The following is a 13,844-nucleotide window of genomic DNA, read 5'->3' as shown; positions in this document are numbered from 1 at the left end:
TCCGAAACGACTCTATATCCGTCGATAAACTGTCTCGGACTCGCTAAGGGCGTCGTAAAACGTCAGTCACACTCCCGGTAGCACCGTAAAACGGGGCGAACCGAGCTGTACGAAGCTGCCGTTATACGTGGTCCCCCGTCATTGGGTAAAGTAGAGTCACCATGTCCACCTCCGAACCCTCCACTCTGTCGCGCGTCCGCGGCAGCGAGCTCCCCCGCTCGGCGGTCTCGTTCGCGGCGTCGATGCTCGGTCCCGTTCGCGCCGCGGCGTTCTGGTCCGCGGTCGCCCTCCCGCTGACGTACGTCCCGATGGTCGCGACTGGCGCCATGTGGGACCTGCCGGTCGTGTTCAGTGTGCTGCTGGCGCTGAACGCCGTCGCGTTCCTCGTCGGCCACGGGCACGACCCCGAGACGGCCTGACCGCTCGGCCACCGCCGTCCGCGTAAACTCCCCCGCGTCCGCGCCCGCGTGACCCGACCCGACCCGTTCTGCGGCTCACAGCCCTGGCCGTGCGGTTTTCGGCCTACTCCAACTGGTCGTCGAGTCCCCACTCGGCGGCCCGCTGTTCGGCCTCCGCCCGGGCCTCCTCCTGGATCGCGGCGATGCGCTCCTCGTCTTCCAGGAACGACTCCAGCGCGCTGGCCTCCCCGTCGTGAGCGTCGGCGGGCGCGCGGTCCCGGGTCCGCTCAGCCAGCGCCGGGTCGTCCGCCAACTCCTCCGCGGGTGCGCCCGGCGGCACCGAGAACTCGGGAGCATCGTGGACCTCCGCGAGCGCGTCCGCGGGCAGTTCGTAGAGTTCGACCGAGCAGGGACCGGGACCCGCGAGGGCGGCGAGGGCGTCGACGCCGCGGCTGTCGCCCCCGATCGGGCGTTCGGGTTCGTGACTGTCGCCGCGCCGTTCCCCGTCCCCGGTGCCACGTTCGCAGTAGGCGGCGCGGGGGACGCCCTCGGCGAACGTGACCACGCCCGGTTCGCCGTCGGCCAGCAGCGAGTCGGGTTCGATCCGGGCGTACCCCGTCAGCTCGCGGGAGAACGCCGCGTCGAGCGCGCTCGCGACGCCGACCCGGGAACGGATCAGTCGCCCTCGTGGGATCTCCAGGTCGGTGGCTCCGGGCCCGTTCATGGGGGCTCGGGGATCACCGCCGAACGGAAGCGGTCGGCGACCGCGTCCTCGTCGCGGTCCTGCAGGTCGAGCCGGTCGGCCGCCCGGCGGTACGCCGCCGCCGCCGCGGAGTCGGGCGCGTACGCGAGCAGGGGCTCGCCCGCCCGCCGGGCCGCCCGCGCGGCGTCGCTCTCCGGGATCGTCGCCAGCGTCGGTCCGCCGAAGTACTGCTCGGCCTGCTCGGCGACGCGGTCGATCGCCTCGTCGTCCTGCACCCGGTTGAACAGCACGCCCGCGGTCTCGGTGCCGTAGGACCGGGCGTACTCCTGCACCTTCAGCCCGTCCGAAAGCGAGGGGATGGTGGGCTGGAGGACGACCACCGTGCGGTCCGCGAGCACGAGGGGGAGGACCGCCGACTGCGACCCCAGCGCGGCCGCGGAGTCGAGCAGGAGCACGTCGGTGTCGGCCGCGAGTTCGGCGACGACCGCCCGCAGGCGCGTCGGATCGGCCTCCCGGAACGCCGCCAGCGAGGTGCCACAGGGGACGAGTGAGAGGCCGAACCGGTCGTAGACGGCGTCCTCGACGGCAGCGTCGGAATCGGCGAGGAGGAGGTCCTGCAGCGTGGTGTCGGCGTCCGCGAGGCCGGTGTGGAAACAGAGGTTCGCCATCCCCGTGTCGGCGTCGACGACGGTCACGTCGTGGTCGGCGGCGAGCGCCATCCCCAGCGCGAGCGTGCTGGTGGTCTTGCCCACCCCGCCCTTGCCGCTCGCGACCGCCAGCGCTTCGACCATACGCTCGTTCTCCCCGTTCTCGGGTTAAAAATTTCGCCCTGAGTGGCGTTAGTTCCACCACGCGGCCAGCACGCGCCGCCAGTTCCCGTACGCGATGGCTTCCCGCTCCGTCCGGTCGTACCCCCGCGCTTCCAGCCCCGCCAGCACGTCGCGGAGTCCCCGAACGTCACCCACCGCCTCGGGGATCGAGGCGCCGTCGAAGTCGGCCCCGAGGCCGACGTGTTCGACCCCCATCCGGTCGGCGAAGTACTCGACGTGGTCCAGCAGCGTCGACAGCGAGGCGTCCTTCCCCCGCTGGCCGTCCGGGCGGAGGTGGGCAGTCCCGAACGTACAGCCGACGATCCCGCCGCTGTCGGCGATCGCGTCGAGCTGGTCGTCGGTCAGGTTCCGCGACGACGGCGAGATGCCGTGGGCGCCGGCGTGGGACACGACCAGCGGCGCGTCGACGGTTTCGGCCACGTCCCAGAACCCCGCGGCGTTCAGGTGCGCCAGATCGACGACGATCCCCATCCCCTCGCAGGCCTCGACCAAGTCGAACCCCGCGTCGGTGAGTCCCGGTCCGATGTCGGGTGTGGCGTCGTGTTCGAAGGGAACGCCGTGGGCGAAGGCGTTCGGGCGCGACCAGACGAGGCCGAGCGACCGTAGCCCGGTTTCGTATAGCGCCTCGAGATTTACGAGATCCGGACTGACGGCCGCTGCCCCCTCGATGTGGGGAACCCCACCGACGGCTGTGCCGTCGATACAGGCGTCGAGAGCGTCGATATCTCGAACTACGAGGAACCGATCGGTCGCGTCGGCCCAGTCGTGGAGGGTCGCGAACTGCTCGTCGACGACGCGGCGGGCGCGCTCGCCGTCGACCGCCGGCGGGAGTTCGTTCCAGTCCAACTCGCCCTCGTTAGGGACGAACATCGCGAAGACGCCCGCCGCGAGCCCGGCTTCTTCGGCGCGAGCCAGGTCGAGATGGCCGTCCGGGTCGTCCGGTTCCCGCAGGAATTCGCCGCCAGCGCGGTCGCTGGTGGCGGCCAGCAGCGTGTCGTTGTGGCCGTCGATGACGGGGAGCACGGATTCCCCCTCAGACGCCGCCGACTCGAAAGTTCCGGCGCGAAGCGCCACCCTTCAAGCCGATCGCCGCCCGGGGTCCGGTATGAACGAGACCGACGGCCTCTGTGTGGGGTCCTGCGAGCGCTGTCCGGCGCTGGTGGAATCCCGGAGCCGTATCGTCGACGGCGTCGGCCCAGACGACGCCGACCTGCTGTTCCTGGGTGAGGCACCCGGCCAGAAGGAGGACGAGGGCGGCGAGCCGTTCGTCGGCCGGTCGGGCGACGTGCTCGACGAGGCGCTGCGGGACGCCGGGCTGGCGCGCTCGGACGTGCGCATCACCAACTGCGTGCGCTGTCGGCCCCCGGACAACCGGGACCCACACGTCGAGGAACTCGAGAACTGCCGCGGGTATCTCGAGGCCGAGATCGCGACCGTCGACCCGGATCTGGTGGTCACGTTGGGAAAAGTGCCCGGCGAGCACCTGCTCGACCGCTCGGTGGCGGTGACGAAGGAGGCCGGCGAGGTCCACGACGCTCGGGTTGGCGAGCGGTCCCAGCGGGTGCTGATCTCGGTCCACCCCGCGGCGACGCTGTACGACGCTTCCCAGCGGGACACGTTCGCCGACGCCATCGCGCACGCGGCCGAACTCTCCGGGCTCGCGGACGCCGACGGTGGCCAGTCCCGACTGGGCGACTACTGACCGGTTTCTCCAGCAGCCGGGTCCCGGCGTTGTCGCGGTCGATCGGGGCTCGGTTCGCTCGCCGCGGTGGAGGTCGCGGATCGCTCGCCGTGGGGGTCGGCCATGGATCGGCGGTGCGGCGGTAAGCCTGAGGGACTATGCGAACGGGGGACGCTATGGCACGCCGCGACGGAAAGTCACTTGAGCGACGGAACCGCAGGCTCGCGTATGGACACGCACGCCGACGTCGTCGTCGTCGACTACGGCCTCGGCAACCTCCGAAGCGTCACGAGGGGGCTCGAACGCGCGGGGGCATCGGTGACGATCACGGACGACCCCGGGCGGTTCGACGACGCCGACGGCGTCGTGCTCCCGGGCGTCGGGGCGTTCCGCGAGGGGATGGAGAACGCCGATCCCTACCGCGACGCGCTGGCAGACGTGGCGGCCTCGGACACCCCGCTGTTCGGCATCTGCCTCGGGATGCAGATGCTGCTCGCCGAGAGCGAGGAGGCCGAGTACGCCGGCCAGGGCGCCGTCGAAGGGCTCGGGTTCGTTCCCGGCACGAACGTGCGCTTCCGCGGCGACCAGAAGATCCCCCACATGGGCTGGAACGAACTCGACGTGGTCCGTGACCACCCGCTCGTGACCGGCGTCGACGGCGGCCGCGGCGGCTCCGTCGACGGCGAGCACGCCTACTTCGTCCACTCCTACTACGCCGATCCCGAGGACGACCACGCGATCGTCGCCGAGACCGAGTACGGCGTCACGTTCCCGGCGGTCGTCGCCAACGACGACGGCACCGTGTTCGGCACGCAGTTCCACCCCGAGAAGAGCGGCGAGACCGGGCTGACCATCCTGAAGAACTTCGTCGACCTCTGCTGAGGCGGGCGATCGTCTCCGCGAGCGATCTCTCCTTTCTCGGCTGCTGACTCTCGGTTCTGTAGCGGTGTCGCAGCTCGTCGGTCGATCGGCCGCTCGCGGAGGAATAAACTAGCTACCGCTATACAGAAATCGTCCCAGTCCCATCAGTTGGCCGTCGCAGGTGTCGAGCGCGAACGCCATCGCTCGTCGGCGTGAAAACGGGTTGTCGCCTCGCAGCGACTGAGAAACCGTTAGTTCCGGACGACGTTCGTCGCGCGCGGACCCTTGTCTGCCTGTTCGATCTCGAACTCTACCTCTTCACCCTCCTCCAGGTCGGGGCCGCCGACGTCTTCCATGTGGAAGAACACGTCGTCGTCCGCGTCCTCAGTCTCGATGAAACCGTAGCCGCCCGTGTCGTTGAAGAAATCAACCGTACCGTTTGCCATTGCAAACAAACGTACACTCTATCCGGGGATAACCCTTCCGAGAGTCGTGGTACCACGGTCTGTGCTCGCCTGGCTGGGCCGGCCCCCAGAACCGTTTTGCCGGTGCTGGCCACAGCAGGCGTATGGACGCAGGGTTCGACGCCACACTCCGGGCCGACGGCGTGGCGTTCGGGGAGCGCGACGCCGAACTGCTCCGGGCCGTCGACGACGCCGGATCGCTGAACGCGGCGGCGTCGACGCTGGGACGGTCCTACTCCCGGGCGCACGACCGACTCACCGACATGGAGGACGCCTTCGGCCCGCTGGTCGAACGCCAGCGCGGCGGCAGCGGCGGCGGCGGAAGCGCACTCACCGCCCGCGCTCGCGACCTGCTGGCGGCGTTCGACCGCCTGCGCGCGGGCTACACCGCCATCGCGGAGACCACGGAGACGGTGCTCGACGGCGACGTGATCGACCGCGAGGGGGAGCTGGGGATCGTCGAGACGGCCGCCGGCGAGGTCCGGGCGCTCGTGCCGCCCGACGCCGACGCCGTCGAGGTCGTCCTGCGCGCCGACGCGGTGACGCTGCACGACCCCGCGGACGCGCCCGAGGGCGGCGCGACGAGTGCGCGCAACCGGTTCTCGGGCCCGGTCGTCGACGTGGAGCGGGGCGAGTCGGTCTGCCGGGTGTCGGTCGACGTGGGCGCCGACGCGCCGCTTTCGGCGCTCGTCACCGAGGAGAGCCGTGAGCGACTGACGCTCGAGCCCGGTCGCGAGGTGGTGGCGTCGTTCAAAGCGACGGCGACGAGAACGACCCCGCGGTGAAGGGCAACCGCGGGGGTGTGAGCGACCCCACGGTGATGGGGAAATTGCGGTGGGTGTGAGCGCACCGGCGTCGACGGGCAACTGGCCGACGTGGAGCGGCGACGCGGTCGACCCCGCCACAAAGTTCTCCTGTGACTGGCCAGTACCGCCTCTCGCGCAATGCTCGACGCCGAGTTCGAGGTGTGTTCCGAGTGTGGCAACCTCCACATGGAGGGCTCCCCCGCCCCGGCACGCGTCGACGAGTGCGCCGTCTGTGGCGGGCGAACCGAGGCGGTCGAACTGGACGACATCGTCGGCCTGTAGCTCCCGACGCGCTTTTCCCGACTCCTCGCGAACGCCGTGGCATGCACGTGGTCACGCTGGGGCCGGCGGGGACGTACTCCCACCGCGCAGCCCAGTCGATCGCCGACGAGGGGGCGGTCAGCTTCCGGGAGTCGGTGACGGAGATCGTCGCGGCCGTTGCCGACGGCGAGTTCGAGCGCGGCGTCGTTCCCGTCGAGAACAGCATCGAGGGCTCGGTCGACGAGAGCCTCGACGCGCTGGCCGACCGCGAGGTGAGTGTCGTCCAGGAGATCGTCTCCCCCATCCGGCACGCCCTCCTCGCACAGGGTCCCGAGTTCGACACCGTCGCGTCCCACCCGCAGGCGCTGGCGCAGTGCCGGGAGTACCTGACCGAGAACTACCCCGACGTGGCCCAGGAGGCGGTGGCGTCGACGGCTCGCGGGGTCGAGCGCGCTCGCGAGAACCCGTCGGTCGCAGCCATCGGCCACCCGGCCAACGCGGGCTCGCCGGAAACGGGAGCCGACGGCGACGACGGCGACCACCCCCTCCAGCGCATCGCCGAGAACATCCAAGACCGGGACTCGAACGCCACTCGCTTCCTCGTCGTCGCCCCCGAGAGCGAGCGCTCCGAGGCCGGCGGGAAGACCAGCCTCGTCGTCTACCCCGGCGCGAACTACCCCGGCCTGCTGCTCGAACTGCTGGCGGCGTTCGCGGACCGGGACATCAACCTCTCCCGGATCGAGTCCCGCCCCAGCGGCCGCCGCCTCGGCGACTACTGCTTCCACTTCGACATCGAGGCCGGGCTGTACGAGACCCGTACCCAGGAGGCGTTGGCGGAGGTCGAGGCGATCTGTGCCGACGGCTGGGTTCGTCGCCTCGGCTCCTACGACACGCACCACGTCGTCGAGTAGCGAACCGACCGCCCGTGACCGTTCGGGTCCGCTGGCGGCAATCCTTAACAGCGCTCGCCCCGTTTATCCACGTATGCCCAACCGACGCGACCCGTTCGAGGAGATCGAGGAACTGTTCGAACAGCTCAACTCCGGGTTCGCCGAGATGAGCCGGGAGTTCGACGCCGGCGGCGCCGGCACCGGCGGCGGCATCCACGTCGACGTGGCCGACGCCGACGACGAGATCGTGGTCACCGCGGACGTGCCCGGCTTCGACCCCGAGGAGATCGACGTGTCCGTCAGCGACCGACAGCTCCGTATCTCGGCCGAGCGCAGCACCGAGACCGAGTCCGAAGACGAGGAGACCCAGTACTACCGCCGCGAGCGCACCCGGCGGGCGGTCAGCCGCACGGTGTCGCTCCCCACGGACGTGGACGAACACGAGGCTGCCGCGAGCTACGAGAACGGCGTGCTCACGGTGGAACTCCCCAAGGCCGGCGGCGAGGACGGCACCGACATCGAGATCAACTGATCGGGTCCGCCCCGTCGCCCGTTCTCCGCTCTACTCCCGCAGCCAGCGCTCGATCCCGAGGTCGACCAGCACCGAGAAGAGGAAGAAAAGCGCCGGTACGAGCAGGTTAACGACCCACTCGACCGACGATCCGGCGGCGTAGTCCCAGACGACGAGCACGACGAACACCGCGAGGGCGGTCAGCACCCGTCGACGCAGCGTCTTGCCGGCGATCTCCATACACGGGGGTCGGTGCTGCGGGAGAAGAAGCTCCCGGTCTCACCCCCGCGACGGTTCGTCCACTGGAGACCGGGGCTACCGGTACCGTTTTGCCACTTTTCGCCCAAGCCGCGACCGTGCCACCCCGGACCACACAGCGCGCCGTCGCCGCGCTCCTGGGAGCGACAGCCGCCTGGCGGGCACTCTCCGGCGTCGCGGCCGTGGTGCGCTGGCTCTGGCTCGGGGAGGTCGTCGGTAACGCGTCGATGGCGCTCTCGTTGATCTCGGTCGTCGTCGGCCCCATCGTCGGCGCCGGGGCGGGCGACGCCGCGCTCCGGCGGGGGTTCTGGTCCCGGAGCGGGGCTGCCCACCGTCGGCGGGCTGCCGCGGTCGCGGCGCTGCTGGTGCTGCCGTTTCTGGTGACGGAGGCCGTTGGCTGGCTGCTCGGCGACGCGCCGGCGTCGCTACTACTGTACGGGGCGGTGACGCTCTCGGTGACGACGCTCGTGCTGCTGGTCGTGTTCGGCTCAGGCCACGACGAGTGAGAGGACGGCGGCGCCGGCGCCGACGGCGAGCACGGGGACGGCGGCGCCGAGCGTGAGATAGCCCGCGAGCGCGCCGAGCGTGACCGGGACCATCGCCAGGAGACAGAGGAGGCCGAGTGCGAACGCCAGCAGGGGTGCATCGTCGCGTACCGTCGAGTGGGTACTGCCGGCGTTGGCCATTCGTGTTCGTGAGAGGGTGGGTTCCGTGCAAAAGCGCTTCGGTCACGAAACGGCCGTGTGACCAGCCAGCACGCCACTCGACCGGTGATCGGCGGCGACGGACTCGCTGCCGGCCGGGCCAGTCAGAACTGATGGGTATTTTTACGCGGGGCCGGGAGACACGGGTATGGACTACGACCCGCAGGCGATCGAGGAGCGCTGGCGGCAGCGCTGGCGGGAGGAGGGCCGGTACGAGGCCGATCCTGCCGAGGGGGCGGACGGCGACGACGCGACGTTCGTCACGGTGCCGTACCCCTACCCCAGCGGCGGGATGCACATCGGGCACGCCCGCACGTACACGGTGCCGGACGCCTACGCGCGCTACCGGCGCCAGCAGGGCGACAACGTGCTGTTCCCGATGGCGTGGCACGTCACCGGGACGCCGATCATCGGCGCCGTCGAGCGCCTGAAGAAGGGCGAGGAGGAACAGCTCTCGGTGCTGCAGGACACGTACAACGTCCCCGAGGAGGACTTGAGCGACCTGGAGACGCCGATGGGCTTCGCGGAGTACTTCATCGAGGAGCACTACAAGAAGGGGATGAAGTCCCTGGGCCTCTCCGTCGACTGGCGCCGGGAGTTCACCACCAACGACGAGCGCTACTCCACGTTCATCGAGTGGCAGTACGAGACGCTGAAGGAGAAGGGGCTGGTCGAGAAGGGGCTGCACCCGGTGAACTACTGCACCGAGGAGGAGCAACCCGTCACCACCCACGACCTGCTGGAGGGCGAGGAGGCGGAGTTCCAGGAGTACACGCTGATCCGCTTCCGCGGTGACTCACCGGACGACGGCGAGGCCGTCTTCCCGATGGCGACCCTGCGCCCCGAGACGGTCCGCGGCGTCACCAACGCCTACGTCGACCCCGAGGCGACGTACGTCCGCGCGAGCGTCGACGGCGAGACGTGGGTCGTCTCGGCGGACGCCGCCGAGAAGTTCGACCTCCAGGACCGCGAGGTCGAGATCGAGACGGAGTTCACGGGCGCGGACGTCGTCGGGACGACCGTCGAGAACCCCGTCACGGGCGACGACGTGCAGATCCTCCCCGCGGGCTTCGTCGACGCCGACAACGCCACCGGCGTCGTGATGTCGGTGCCGGCGCACTCGCCGGACGACTACGTCGCGCTGCAGGAGCTGAAAGACCGCGCGGACGAGCTGACGGAGTACGGTGTCGACCCCGAAACCGTCCGGGAGATCGAGCCGATCCCGATCCTCTCCGTCGAGGGGTACGGCGAGATCCCGGCCCGCGACGCCGTCGACGCCCGGGGCATCGAGTCGAGCGCCGACCCCGAACTGGAGGAGGCCACCAACGACCTCTACAACGCGGAGTTCCACTCCGGGATCCTGAACGACGAGTACGGCGAGTTCGCCGGCGAGGTCGTCGAGGACGTGCGCGACCGCTTCCGCGAGCACCACGCCGGCGACGCCTTCGACACGATGCAGGAGTTCTCCGAGGAGGTCGTCTGTCGCTGCGGCGGCGACGTGGAGGTCGCCTACCAGGAGACGTGGTTCCTGCGCTACAACGACGAACAGTGGCAGCAGCGGACCCTGGAGGCGATCGAGAACCTCGACGCCATCCCGGAGAACACGCGCGGCGAGTACGAACACACCGTCGACTGGCTGAACGAGTGGCCCTGCATCCGGAACTACGGGCTGGGCACGCGCCTGCCGTGGGACGAGGACTTCGTGATCGAGCCGCTGTCGGACTCGACGCTGTACATGTCCTACTACACGGTCGCCCCGCACATCCAGGACGTGCCCGTCGAGGACCTGGACCACGAGTTCTTCGACGCGATGTTCTACGGCGAGGACGCCGTCGACGACCCCGACCCGACGGCGCTGGAACTGGGCGAGGAGTGGGACTACTGGTACCCCGTCGACTACCGGTTCTCGGGCAACGACCTGATCACCAACCACCTGACGTTCTACCTCTACCACCACGCCGAGTTCTTCCCCGAGCCGAAGTGGCCCCAGGGGATCGTCGTGATGGGGATGGGCCTCTTGGAGGGCCAGAAGATGTCCTCCTCGAAGGGTCACGTCGTCCTGCCGGGCGAGGCGATCTCGGAGTACGGTGCCGACACCGTGCGGTTCTTCCTGCTGAACGCCTCCGAGCCGTGGCAGGACTACGACTGGCGCGAGGACGCCGTCGAGAGCACCCACGACCAGCTCCGGCGGTTCTACAACCGCGGCCGGGAGCTGATCGAGGGCCCCGAAGGCGACCGCGACGCCGTCACCGACGTGGACCGCTGGCTGCTGTCGAAGCTCCAGACCACGATCGAGACGGCAACGGATGCGATGGAGCGCTCCGAGACCCGGACCGCGACGCAGGCGGCGTTCTACGGCTTCGACGAGCACCTGAAGTGGTACCGTCGCCGCGCCGACCTCGACCGGCCGGGCGCGCGCTGGACGCTGCGGCACGTGCTGGAGACCCGGCTGCGCCTGCTGGCGCCGTTCACGCCGTTCATGGCGAACGAACTCCACGAGGCGCTGACCGGCACGCCCGCCGAGGACGCGCCGTGGCCCGAGGTCGACGACGACCTGCGCGCCCCCGACCTGGAACTGGGGGAGGAGCGCGTCCAGGCGCTGGTCGACGACATCAACGAGGTCGCCGACGTGACCGACACGGACCCCGAGATCATCCGGATCTACGCCGCCGCCGACTGGAAGCACCAGGTGTTCGACGCCGTCCGCGAGGCCGGCGCCGACGTGGGCGCGGTGATGAGCGAGGTGATGAGCGACCCCGACCTGCGCGAGCGGGGCGACGAGGTCAACGAGGTCGCCCAGGACGCCGTCGAGTTCGCGCGGGACTACGACGACGAGGAGCTCGCGGACCTGCTGGCGATGGACGAGCGCGCGGCCTACGAGAACGCCGCGCCGTTCCTCGCCCGCGAGTTCGACGCCGAGGTCGAGGTGTACGCCGAGGACGACGCGGACGTGGTCGACCCCGCGGACCGGGCCGGGAACGCGATCCCGTTCCGGCCGGCGATCCACCTGGAGTAGAAGGTCAGGGCGTTCGGTTCGTTCCACTCCCGTCGTTCGTTTTCGGGGGTGATCGAGTGTGGGACGGCGATAGCCTCTCGAACAGCGGCTGCGACAGCCCCCCGATCTGTCGGCTACCGCGACGGCATCTCGACGCATGACCACTTGTGACCGCAGTGCGCCGGACACGGGGTCCGGCGCAGCCCGGTTTCCCCACCCCTCCCCCGTGGACGCGACAGTTGCGCCCGCGAGGTGTCCACCGCCGCCACAGTCGGCACGAAGCGTCCGCGTCAACGGACGCGAACCGAGCGCGGGGGGCGAGTGACTGAGCACGAGCGAAGGAACGAGTCGGCTGGGGAGGTCCGTGGGCGTGCGGGGCGGTTGCGGCCGCAAGTGATCATGCTCCTCGGGGTGCTGTTCGCGGTCGCCGTCGTGCGGTCTCCATCGACGACGCTATTTCTGGTTGCCGTCCCACGAACCCCTAACTCCCACCGCAGTTCGAAGAACCGCCACCCGGTCCGCGACTCCCGTAGACGTGTCAGGCCAGGCCGAGCAGGTCGAACTCCGTCCCGTTCTCCCGCTCGTTCGCGTGCTCGTACACGACGTGCGCCGCGGCCACGTCCTGGATCGCGAGCCCGGTCGAGTCGAACACCGTTACGCCGTCCTCGGTCGTTCGACCCGCTTTGTCGCCGACGACGATCTCGCCGATCTCGCCGTAGAGGTCGTCGTCGTCGAGGACGCCGTTAGCCCACGGGACGTTGATCTCGCCGGAGTGGGTACACTGCGCGTAGTCGTCGATCACCAGCTTCGCCGCCCGCAGCACGTCGTCGCCGATCTCGTGTTTCCCCTCGGCGTCGGCGCCCATCGCGTTGATGTGGGTGTGCTCGCCCACGTCCTCGGGGCCGAGGATCGGGTCGCGGACCGGCGTGACCGTCGAGAGCACGTCGCAGTGGCCGGCGTCGCTCGGGGTGCCCGAGCGCACGTCGAAGCGGTCCTCGAACGCGTCGATGAACTCGTTCACGCGGGCCTCGTCGAGGTCCGAGACGACGACCTCCTCGATGTCGCGGATCTCCGCGACGGCCTCCAGTTGGGTGTAGGCCTGCACGCCGGCGCCGACGATCCCCATCGAGCTGGCGCCCTCGACGGCGAGGTGGTCGGTGGCGACGGCGGCGGCGGCGCCGGTGCGCTGCATCGTGAGCTCGGTGCCGTCCATGATCGACAGCGGGAACGCGTTCTCGGGCTCGGAGTAGATCATCGTCCCCATCACCGTCGGCAGGTCGAACTGCTCCTCGTTGTCGGTGTGGACGTTGACCCACTTGATGCCGGCCGCGTCCCACTCGCCCGTGTCGAGGTAGGCGGGCATCGACCGGAAGTCGCCGTTGTACTGCGGCAGGTCGATGTAGGACTTGGCGGGCATCTTCGCGTTCCCGTTCTCGTAGGCGGCGAAGGCCTGTTCGATGGCGGGGATCAGTTCCGCCATCGACGTGTTGTGGTGAACGTCCTCGCTGTTGAGAAGCAGCGTCTCCATAGCCCCGCGTACCGAGGGCGGCCCCTTAATTCTGTCACAATCCGGCGCAGTCGCCGGCAATTCCCGCCGTGAGGGGCCTCAGCCCTCGAAGCCGCCGGCCGCCAGCGCGTCGTCGACGCCGGCGTCGTCGTGGATCACCGCCGACACCGCGGTCGCGATGCGCTCGGGCCGTTCGTGCTGGAAGATCGACCGCCCCATCGAGACGCCCGACGCGCCGGCGTCCATCGCCCCGCGGACCATCTCGACGGTCTGGCGGTTCGTCCCTTTGCTCCCGCCGGCGATGAGAACCGGCAGTTCGGTCGACTCGACGACGCGCTCGAAGGAGTCGGCGTCGCCGGAGTAGCCCGTCTTCACCAGATCCGCGCCGAGTTCCTCGCCGAGTCGGACCGCGTGGCCCAGCGACTCGGGGTCCGTGCTGTCGACGCCCTCGCCGCGGGCGTAGGTCATCGCGAGCACGGGCATCCCGAACTCGCGGGCCTGTTCGGTGACCTCGGCCAACTGCTCGATCTGTTTGGGCTCGTACTGGCTGCCGACGTTGAGGTGGAGCGAGACGGCGTCGGCGCCGGCCTGCACGGCCTCCTTCACGGTCCCGGTGACGCGCTTGTCGTCCTCGTCGGGGCCGATGGTTGTCGAGGCGTTGAGGTGGATCACGTAACCCGCGCCGTTCTTGTTCGGGTGGACGCGCGGCGCGATCCCCTTCTGGGTCAGGACGGCGTCGGCGCCGGCACGGGTGACGGCGTCGATGGTCGATTCGATGTCGGCCAGCCCCTGGACGGCGCCCATGGTGATGCCGTGGTCCATCGGCACCATCAGGACGTTCCCGTCCGTCGAGAGGCGGTCGAGTCGTGCTGCTCTGCCGGCGTCGGTTGGTGTGAGTCGTGTCATTGTGGGAGCGAAATCGGCGCTGTACTGGCTGGTGTGCTACTCTGTGGCAACCGGAGGCTTGAGCGTTGC

At 69.8% G+C, this 13,844-nt stretch carries 17 protein-coding genes; 9 read left to right on the top strand and 8 right to left on the bottom strand.

Annotation, left to right across the window (positions count from 1 at the left end; translation table 11 throughout):
• The first annotated feature begins 161 nt into the window (after positions 1-161).
• Positions 162-419 carry a hypothetical protein gene (locus tag BMZ83_RS09820; RefSeq protein WP_074878136.1) on the top strand — a complete coding sequence of 86 codons (258 nt, stop codon included), beginning with the start codon at positions 162-164 and terminating at the stop codon, positions 417-419.
• Between the two features lie 103 nt (positions 420-522).
• On the opposite strand, the gene BMZ83_RS09815 is transcribed toward BMZ83_RS09820, so the two are convergent.
• From BMZ83_RS09815 to BMZ83_RS09805, 3 genes are read right to left on the bottom strand one after another with little or no spacing between them, the layout of a single operon-like run.
• Positions 523-1,122 carry a hypothetical protein gene (locus tag BMZ83_RS09815; protein WP_074878134.1) on the bottom strand — a complete coding sequence of 200 codons (600 nt, stop codon included), beginning with the start codon at positions 1,120-1,122 and terminating at the stop codon, positions 523-525.
• Positions 1,119-1,892, bottom strand: a complete 774-nt coding sequence (locus BMZ83_RS09810; protein WP_074878133.1) for a nucleotide-binding protein — start codon at positions 1,890-1,892, stop codon at positions 1,119-1,121. The genes BMZ83_RS09815 and BMZ83_RS09810 overlap by 4 nt, the downstream gene beginning before the upstream one ends.
• Before the next feature lie 48 nt (positions 1,893-1,940).
• On the bottom strand, positions 1,941-2,954 hold the full coding sequence (locus tag BMZ83_RS09805; RefSeq protein ID WP_074878131.1) for a dipeptidase: 1,014 nt from the start codon (positions 2,952-2,954) through the stop codon (positions 1,941-1,943).
• Between the two features lie 82 nt (positions 2,955-3,036).
• Between BMZ83_RS09805 and BMZ83_RS09800 the strand changes: the two genes are divergently transcribed.
• The gene (locus tag BMZ83_RS09800; protein WP_074878129.1) at positions 3,037-3,633 is read left to right on the top strand and encodes a uracil-DNA glycosylase; all 597 of its coding nucleotides are present in this window, start codon (positions 3,037-3,039) and stop codon (positions 3,631-3,633) included.
• 207 nt (positions 3,634-3,840) lie between these two features.
• Positions 3,841-4,494 (top strand): imidazole glycerol phosphate synthase subunit HisH, encoded by a 654-nt coding sequence (hisH, locus tag BMZ83_RS09795; protein WP_074878127.1) that lies wholly within the window; start codon positions 3,841-3,843, stop codon positions 4,492-4,494.
• A 230-nt stretch (positions 4,495-4,724) separates the two neighbouring features.
• Here hisH and BMZ83_RS09790 read toward each other — a convergent pair whose 3' ends face one another.
• Entirely contained in the window at positions 4,725-4,919 is a 195-nt protein-coding gene (locus tag BMZ83_RS09790) for a cold-shock protein (RefSeq protein ID WP_049981878.1), read from the bottom strand.
• A 122-nt stretch (positions 4,920-5,041) separates the two neighbouring features.
• On the opposite strand from BMZ83_RS09790, the gene BMZ83_RS09785 reads away from it, so the two are divergent.
• From BMZ83_RS09785 to BMZ83_RS09775, 4 genes are all read left to right on the top strand, one after another.
• Positions 5,042-5,722 (top strand): TOBE domain-containing protein, encoded by a 681-nt coding sequence (locus BMZ83_RS09785; protein ID WP_074878125.1) that lies wholly within the window; start codon positions 5,042-5,044, stop codon positions 5,720-5,722.
• 159 nt (positions 5,723-5,881) lie between these two features.
• Entirely contained in the window at positions 5,882-6,025 is a 144-nt protein-coding gene (locus tag BMZ83_RS16875) for a hypothetical protein (protein ID WP_166623264.1), read from the top strand.
• A gap of 41 nt (positions 6,026-6,066) precedes the next feature.
• Entirely contained in the window at positions 6,067-6,915 is an 849-nt protein-coding gene (gene pheA / locus BMZ83_RS09780; protein ID WP_074878124.1) for a prephenate dehydratase, read from the top strand.
• A 73-nt stretch (positions 6,916-6,988) separates the two neighbouring features.
• Positions 6,989-7,426, top strand: coding sequence for an Hsp20/alpha crystallin family protein (locus BMZ83_RS09775; RefSeq protein WP_074878122.1), 438 nt, complete (start codon positions 6,989-6,991; stop codon positions 7,424-7,426).
• A gap of 30 nt (positions 7,427-7,456) precedes the next feature.
• Here BMZ83_RS09775 and BMZ83_RS09770 read toward each other — a convergent pair whose 3' ends face one another.
• Positions 7,457-7,645 carry a hypothetical protein gene (locus BMZ83_RS09770; protein ID WP_074878121.1) on the bottom strand — a complete coding sequence of 63 codons (189 nt, stop codon included), beginning with the start codon at positions 7,643-7,645 and terminating at the stop codon, positions 7,457-7,459.
• A 116-nt stretch (positions 7,646-7,761) separates the two neighbouring features.
• Between BMZ83_RS09770 and BMZ83_RS09765 the strand changes: the two genes are divergently transcribed.
• Positions 7,762-8,169 (top strand): hypothetical protein, encoded by a 408-nt coding sequence (locus BMZ83_RS09765; protein WP_074878118.1) that lies wholly within the window; start codon positions 7,762-7,764, stop codon positions 8,167-8,169.
• On the opposite strand, the gene BMZ83_RS09760 is transcribed toward BMZ83_RS09765, so the two are convergent.
• The gene (locus tag BMZ83_RS09760) at positions 8,152-8,349 is read right to left on the bottom strand and encodes a hypothetical protein (protein WP_074878115.1); all 198 of its coding nucleotides are present in this window, start codon (positions 8,347-8,349) and stop codon (positions 8,152-8,154) included. The two genes, BMZ83_RS09765 and BMZ83_RS09760, sit on opposite strands and share 18 nt — an antisense overlap.
• 166 nt (positions 8,350-8,515) lie before the next feature.
• Here BMZ83_RS09760 and leuS point away from each other — a divergent pair, with 166 nt between their 5' ends.
• Positions 8,516-11,383 carry a leucine--tRNA ligase gene (gene leuS, locus BMZ83_RS09755; RefSeq protein WP_074878113.1) on the top strand — a complete coding sequence of 956 codons (2,868 nt, stop codon included), beginning with the start codon at positions 8,516-8,518 and terminating at the stop codon, positions 11,381-11,383.
• Between the two features lie 517 nt (positions 11,384-11,900).
• Here leuS and BMZ83_RS09750 read toward each other — a convergent pair.
• Positions 11,901-12,890 carry an ornithine cyclodeaminase family protein gene (locus BMZ83_RS09750; protein ID WP_074878111.1) on the bottom strand — a complete coding sequence of 330 codons (990 nt, stop codon included), beginning with the start codon at positions 12,888-12,890 and terminating at the stop codon, positions 11,901-11,903.
• A 78-nt stretch (positions 12,891-12,968) separates the two neighbouring features.
• Positions 12,969-13,775 (bottom strand): 2-amino-3,7-dideoxy-D-threo-hept-6-ulosonate synthase, encoded by an 807-nt coding sequence (locus tag BMZ83_RS09745; protein ID WP_074878109.1) that lies wholly within the window; start codon positions 13,773-13,775, stop codon positions 12,969-12,971.
• Between the last annotated feature and the right edge of the window lie 69 nt (positions 13,776-13,844).

It is taken from the genome of Halolamina pelagica, from assembly GCF_900115675.1.
Taxonomy (GTDB): Archaea; Halobacteriota; Halobacteria; order Halobacteriales; family Haloferacaceae; genus Halolamina; species Halolamina pelagica.
The sequence above is the reverse complement of the archived record's forward strand: the minus strand, read 5'-3'. Positions and strand labels throughout refer to the sequence as shown.

Bases quoted from the DNA above. Each gene is read 5' to 3' on its own strand.
- BMZ83_RS09820 (WP_074878136.1), top strand. From the start codon at position 162: ATGTCCACCTCCGAACCCTCCACTCTGTCGCGCGTCCGCGGCAGCGAG.
- BMZ83_RS09815 (WP_074878134.1), bottom strand. From the start codon at position 1,122: ATGAACGGGCCCGGAGCCACCGACCTGGAGATCCCACGAGGGCGACTG.
- BMZ83_RS09810 (WP_074878133.1), bottom strand. From the start codon at position 1,892: ATGGTCGAAGCGCTGGCGGTCGCGAGCGGCAAGGGCGGGGTGGGCAAG.
- BMZ83_RS09800 (WP_074878129.1), top strand. From the start codon at position 3,037: ATGAACGAGACCGACGGCCTCTGTGTGGGGTCCTGCGAGCGCTGTCCG.
- hisH (WP_074878127.1), top strand. From the start codon at position 3,841: ATGGACACGCACGCCGACGTCGTCGTCGTCGACTACGGCCTCGGCAAC.
- BMZ83_RS09790 (WP_049981878.1), bottom strand. From the start codon at position 4,919: ATGGCAAACGGTACGGTTGATTTCTTCAACGACACGGGCGGCTACGGT.
- BMZ83_RS09785 (WP_074878125.1), top strand. From the start codon at position 5,042: ATGGACGCAGGGTTCGACGCCACACTCCGGGCCGACGGCGTGGCGTTC.
- BMZ83_RS16875 (WP_166623264.1), top strand. From the start codon at position 5,882: ATGCTCGACGCCGAGTTCGAGGTGTGTTCCGAGTGTGGCAACCTCCAC.
- pheA (WP_074878124.1), top strand. From the start codon at position 6,067: ATGCACGTGGTCACGCTGGGGCCGGCGGGGACGTACTCCCACCGCGCA.
- BMZ83_RS09775 (WP_074878122.1), top strand. From the start codon at position 6,989: ATGCCCAACCGACGCGACCCGTTCGAGGAGATCGAGGAACTGTTCGAA.
- BMZ83_RS09770 (WP_074878121.1), bottom strand. From the start codon at position 7,645: ATGGAGATCGCCGGCAAGACGCTGCGTCGACGGGTGCTGACCGCCCTC.
- BMZ83_RS09760 (WP_074878115.1), bottom strand. From the start codon at position 8,349: ATGGCCAACGCCGGCAGTACCCACTCGACGGTACGCGACGATGCACCC.
- leuS (WP_074878113.1), top strand. From the start codon at position 8,516: ATGGACTACGACCCGCAGGCGATCGAGGAGCGCTGGCGGCAGCGCTGG.
- BMZ83_RS09750 (WP_074878111.1), bottom strand. From the start codon at position 12,890: ATGGAGACGCTGCTTCTCAACAGCGAGGACGTTCACCACAACACGTCG.
- BMZ83_RS09745 (WP_074878109.1), bottom strand. From the start codon at position 13,775: ATGACACGACTCACACCAACCGACGCCGGCAGAGCAGCACGACTCGAC.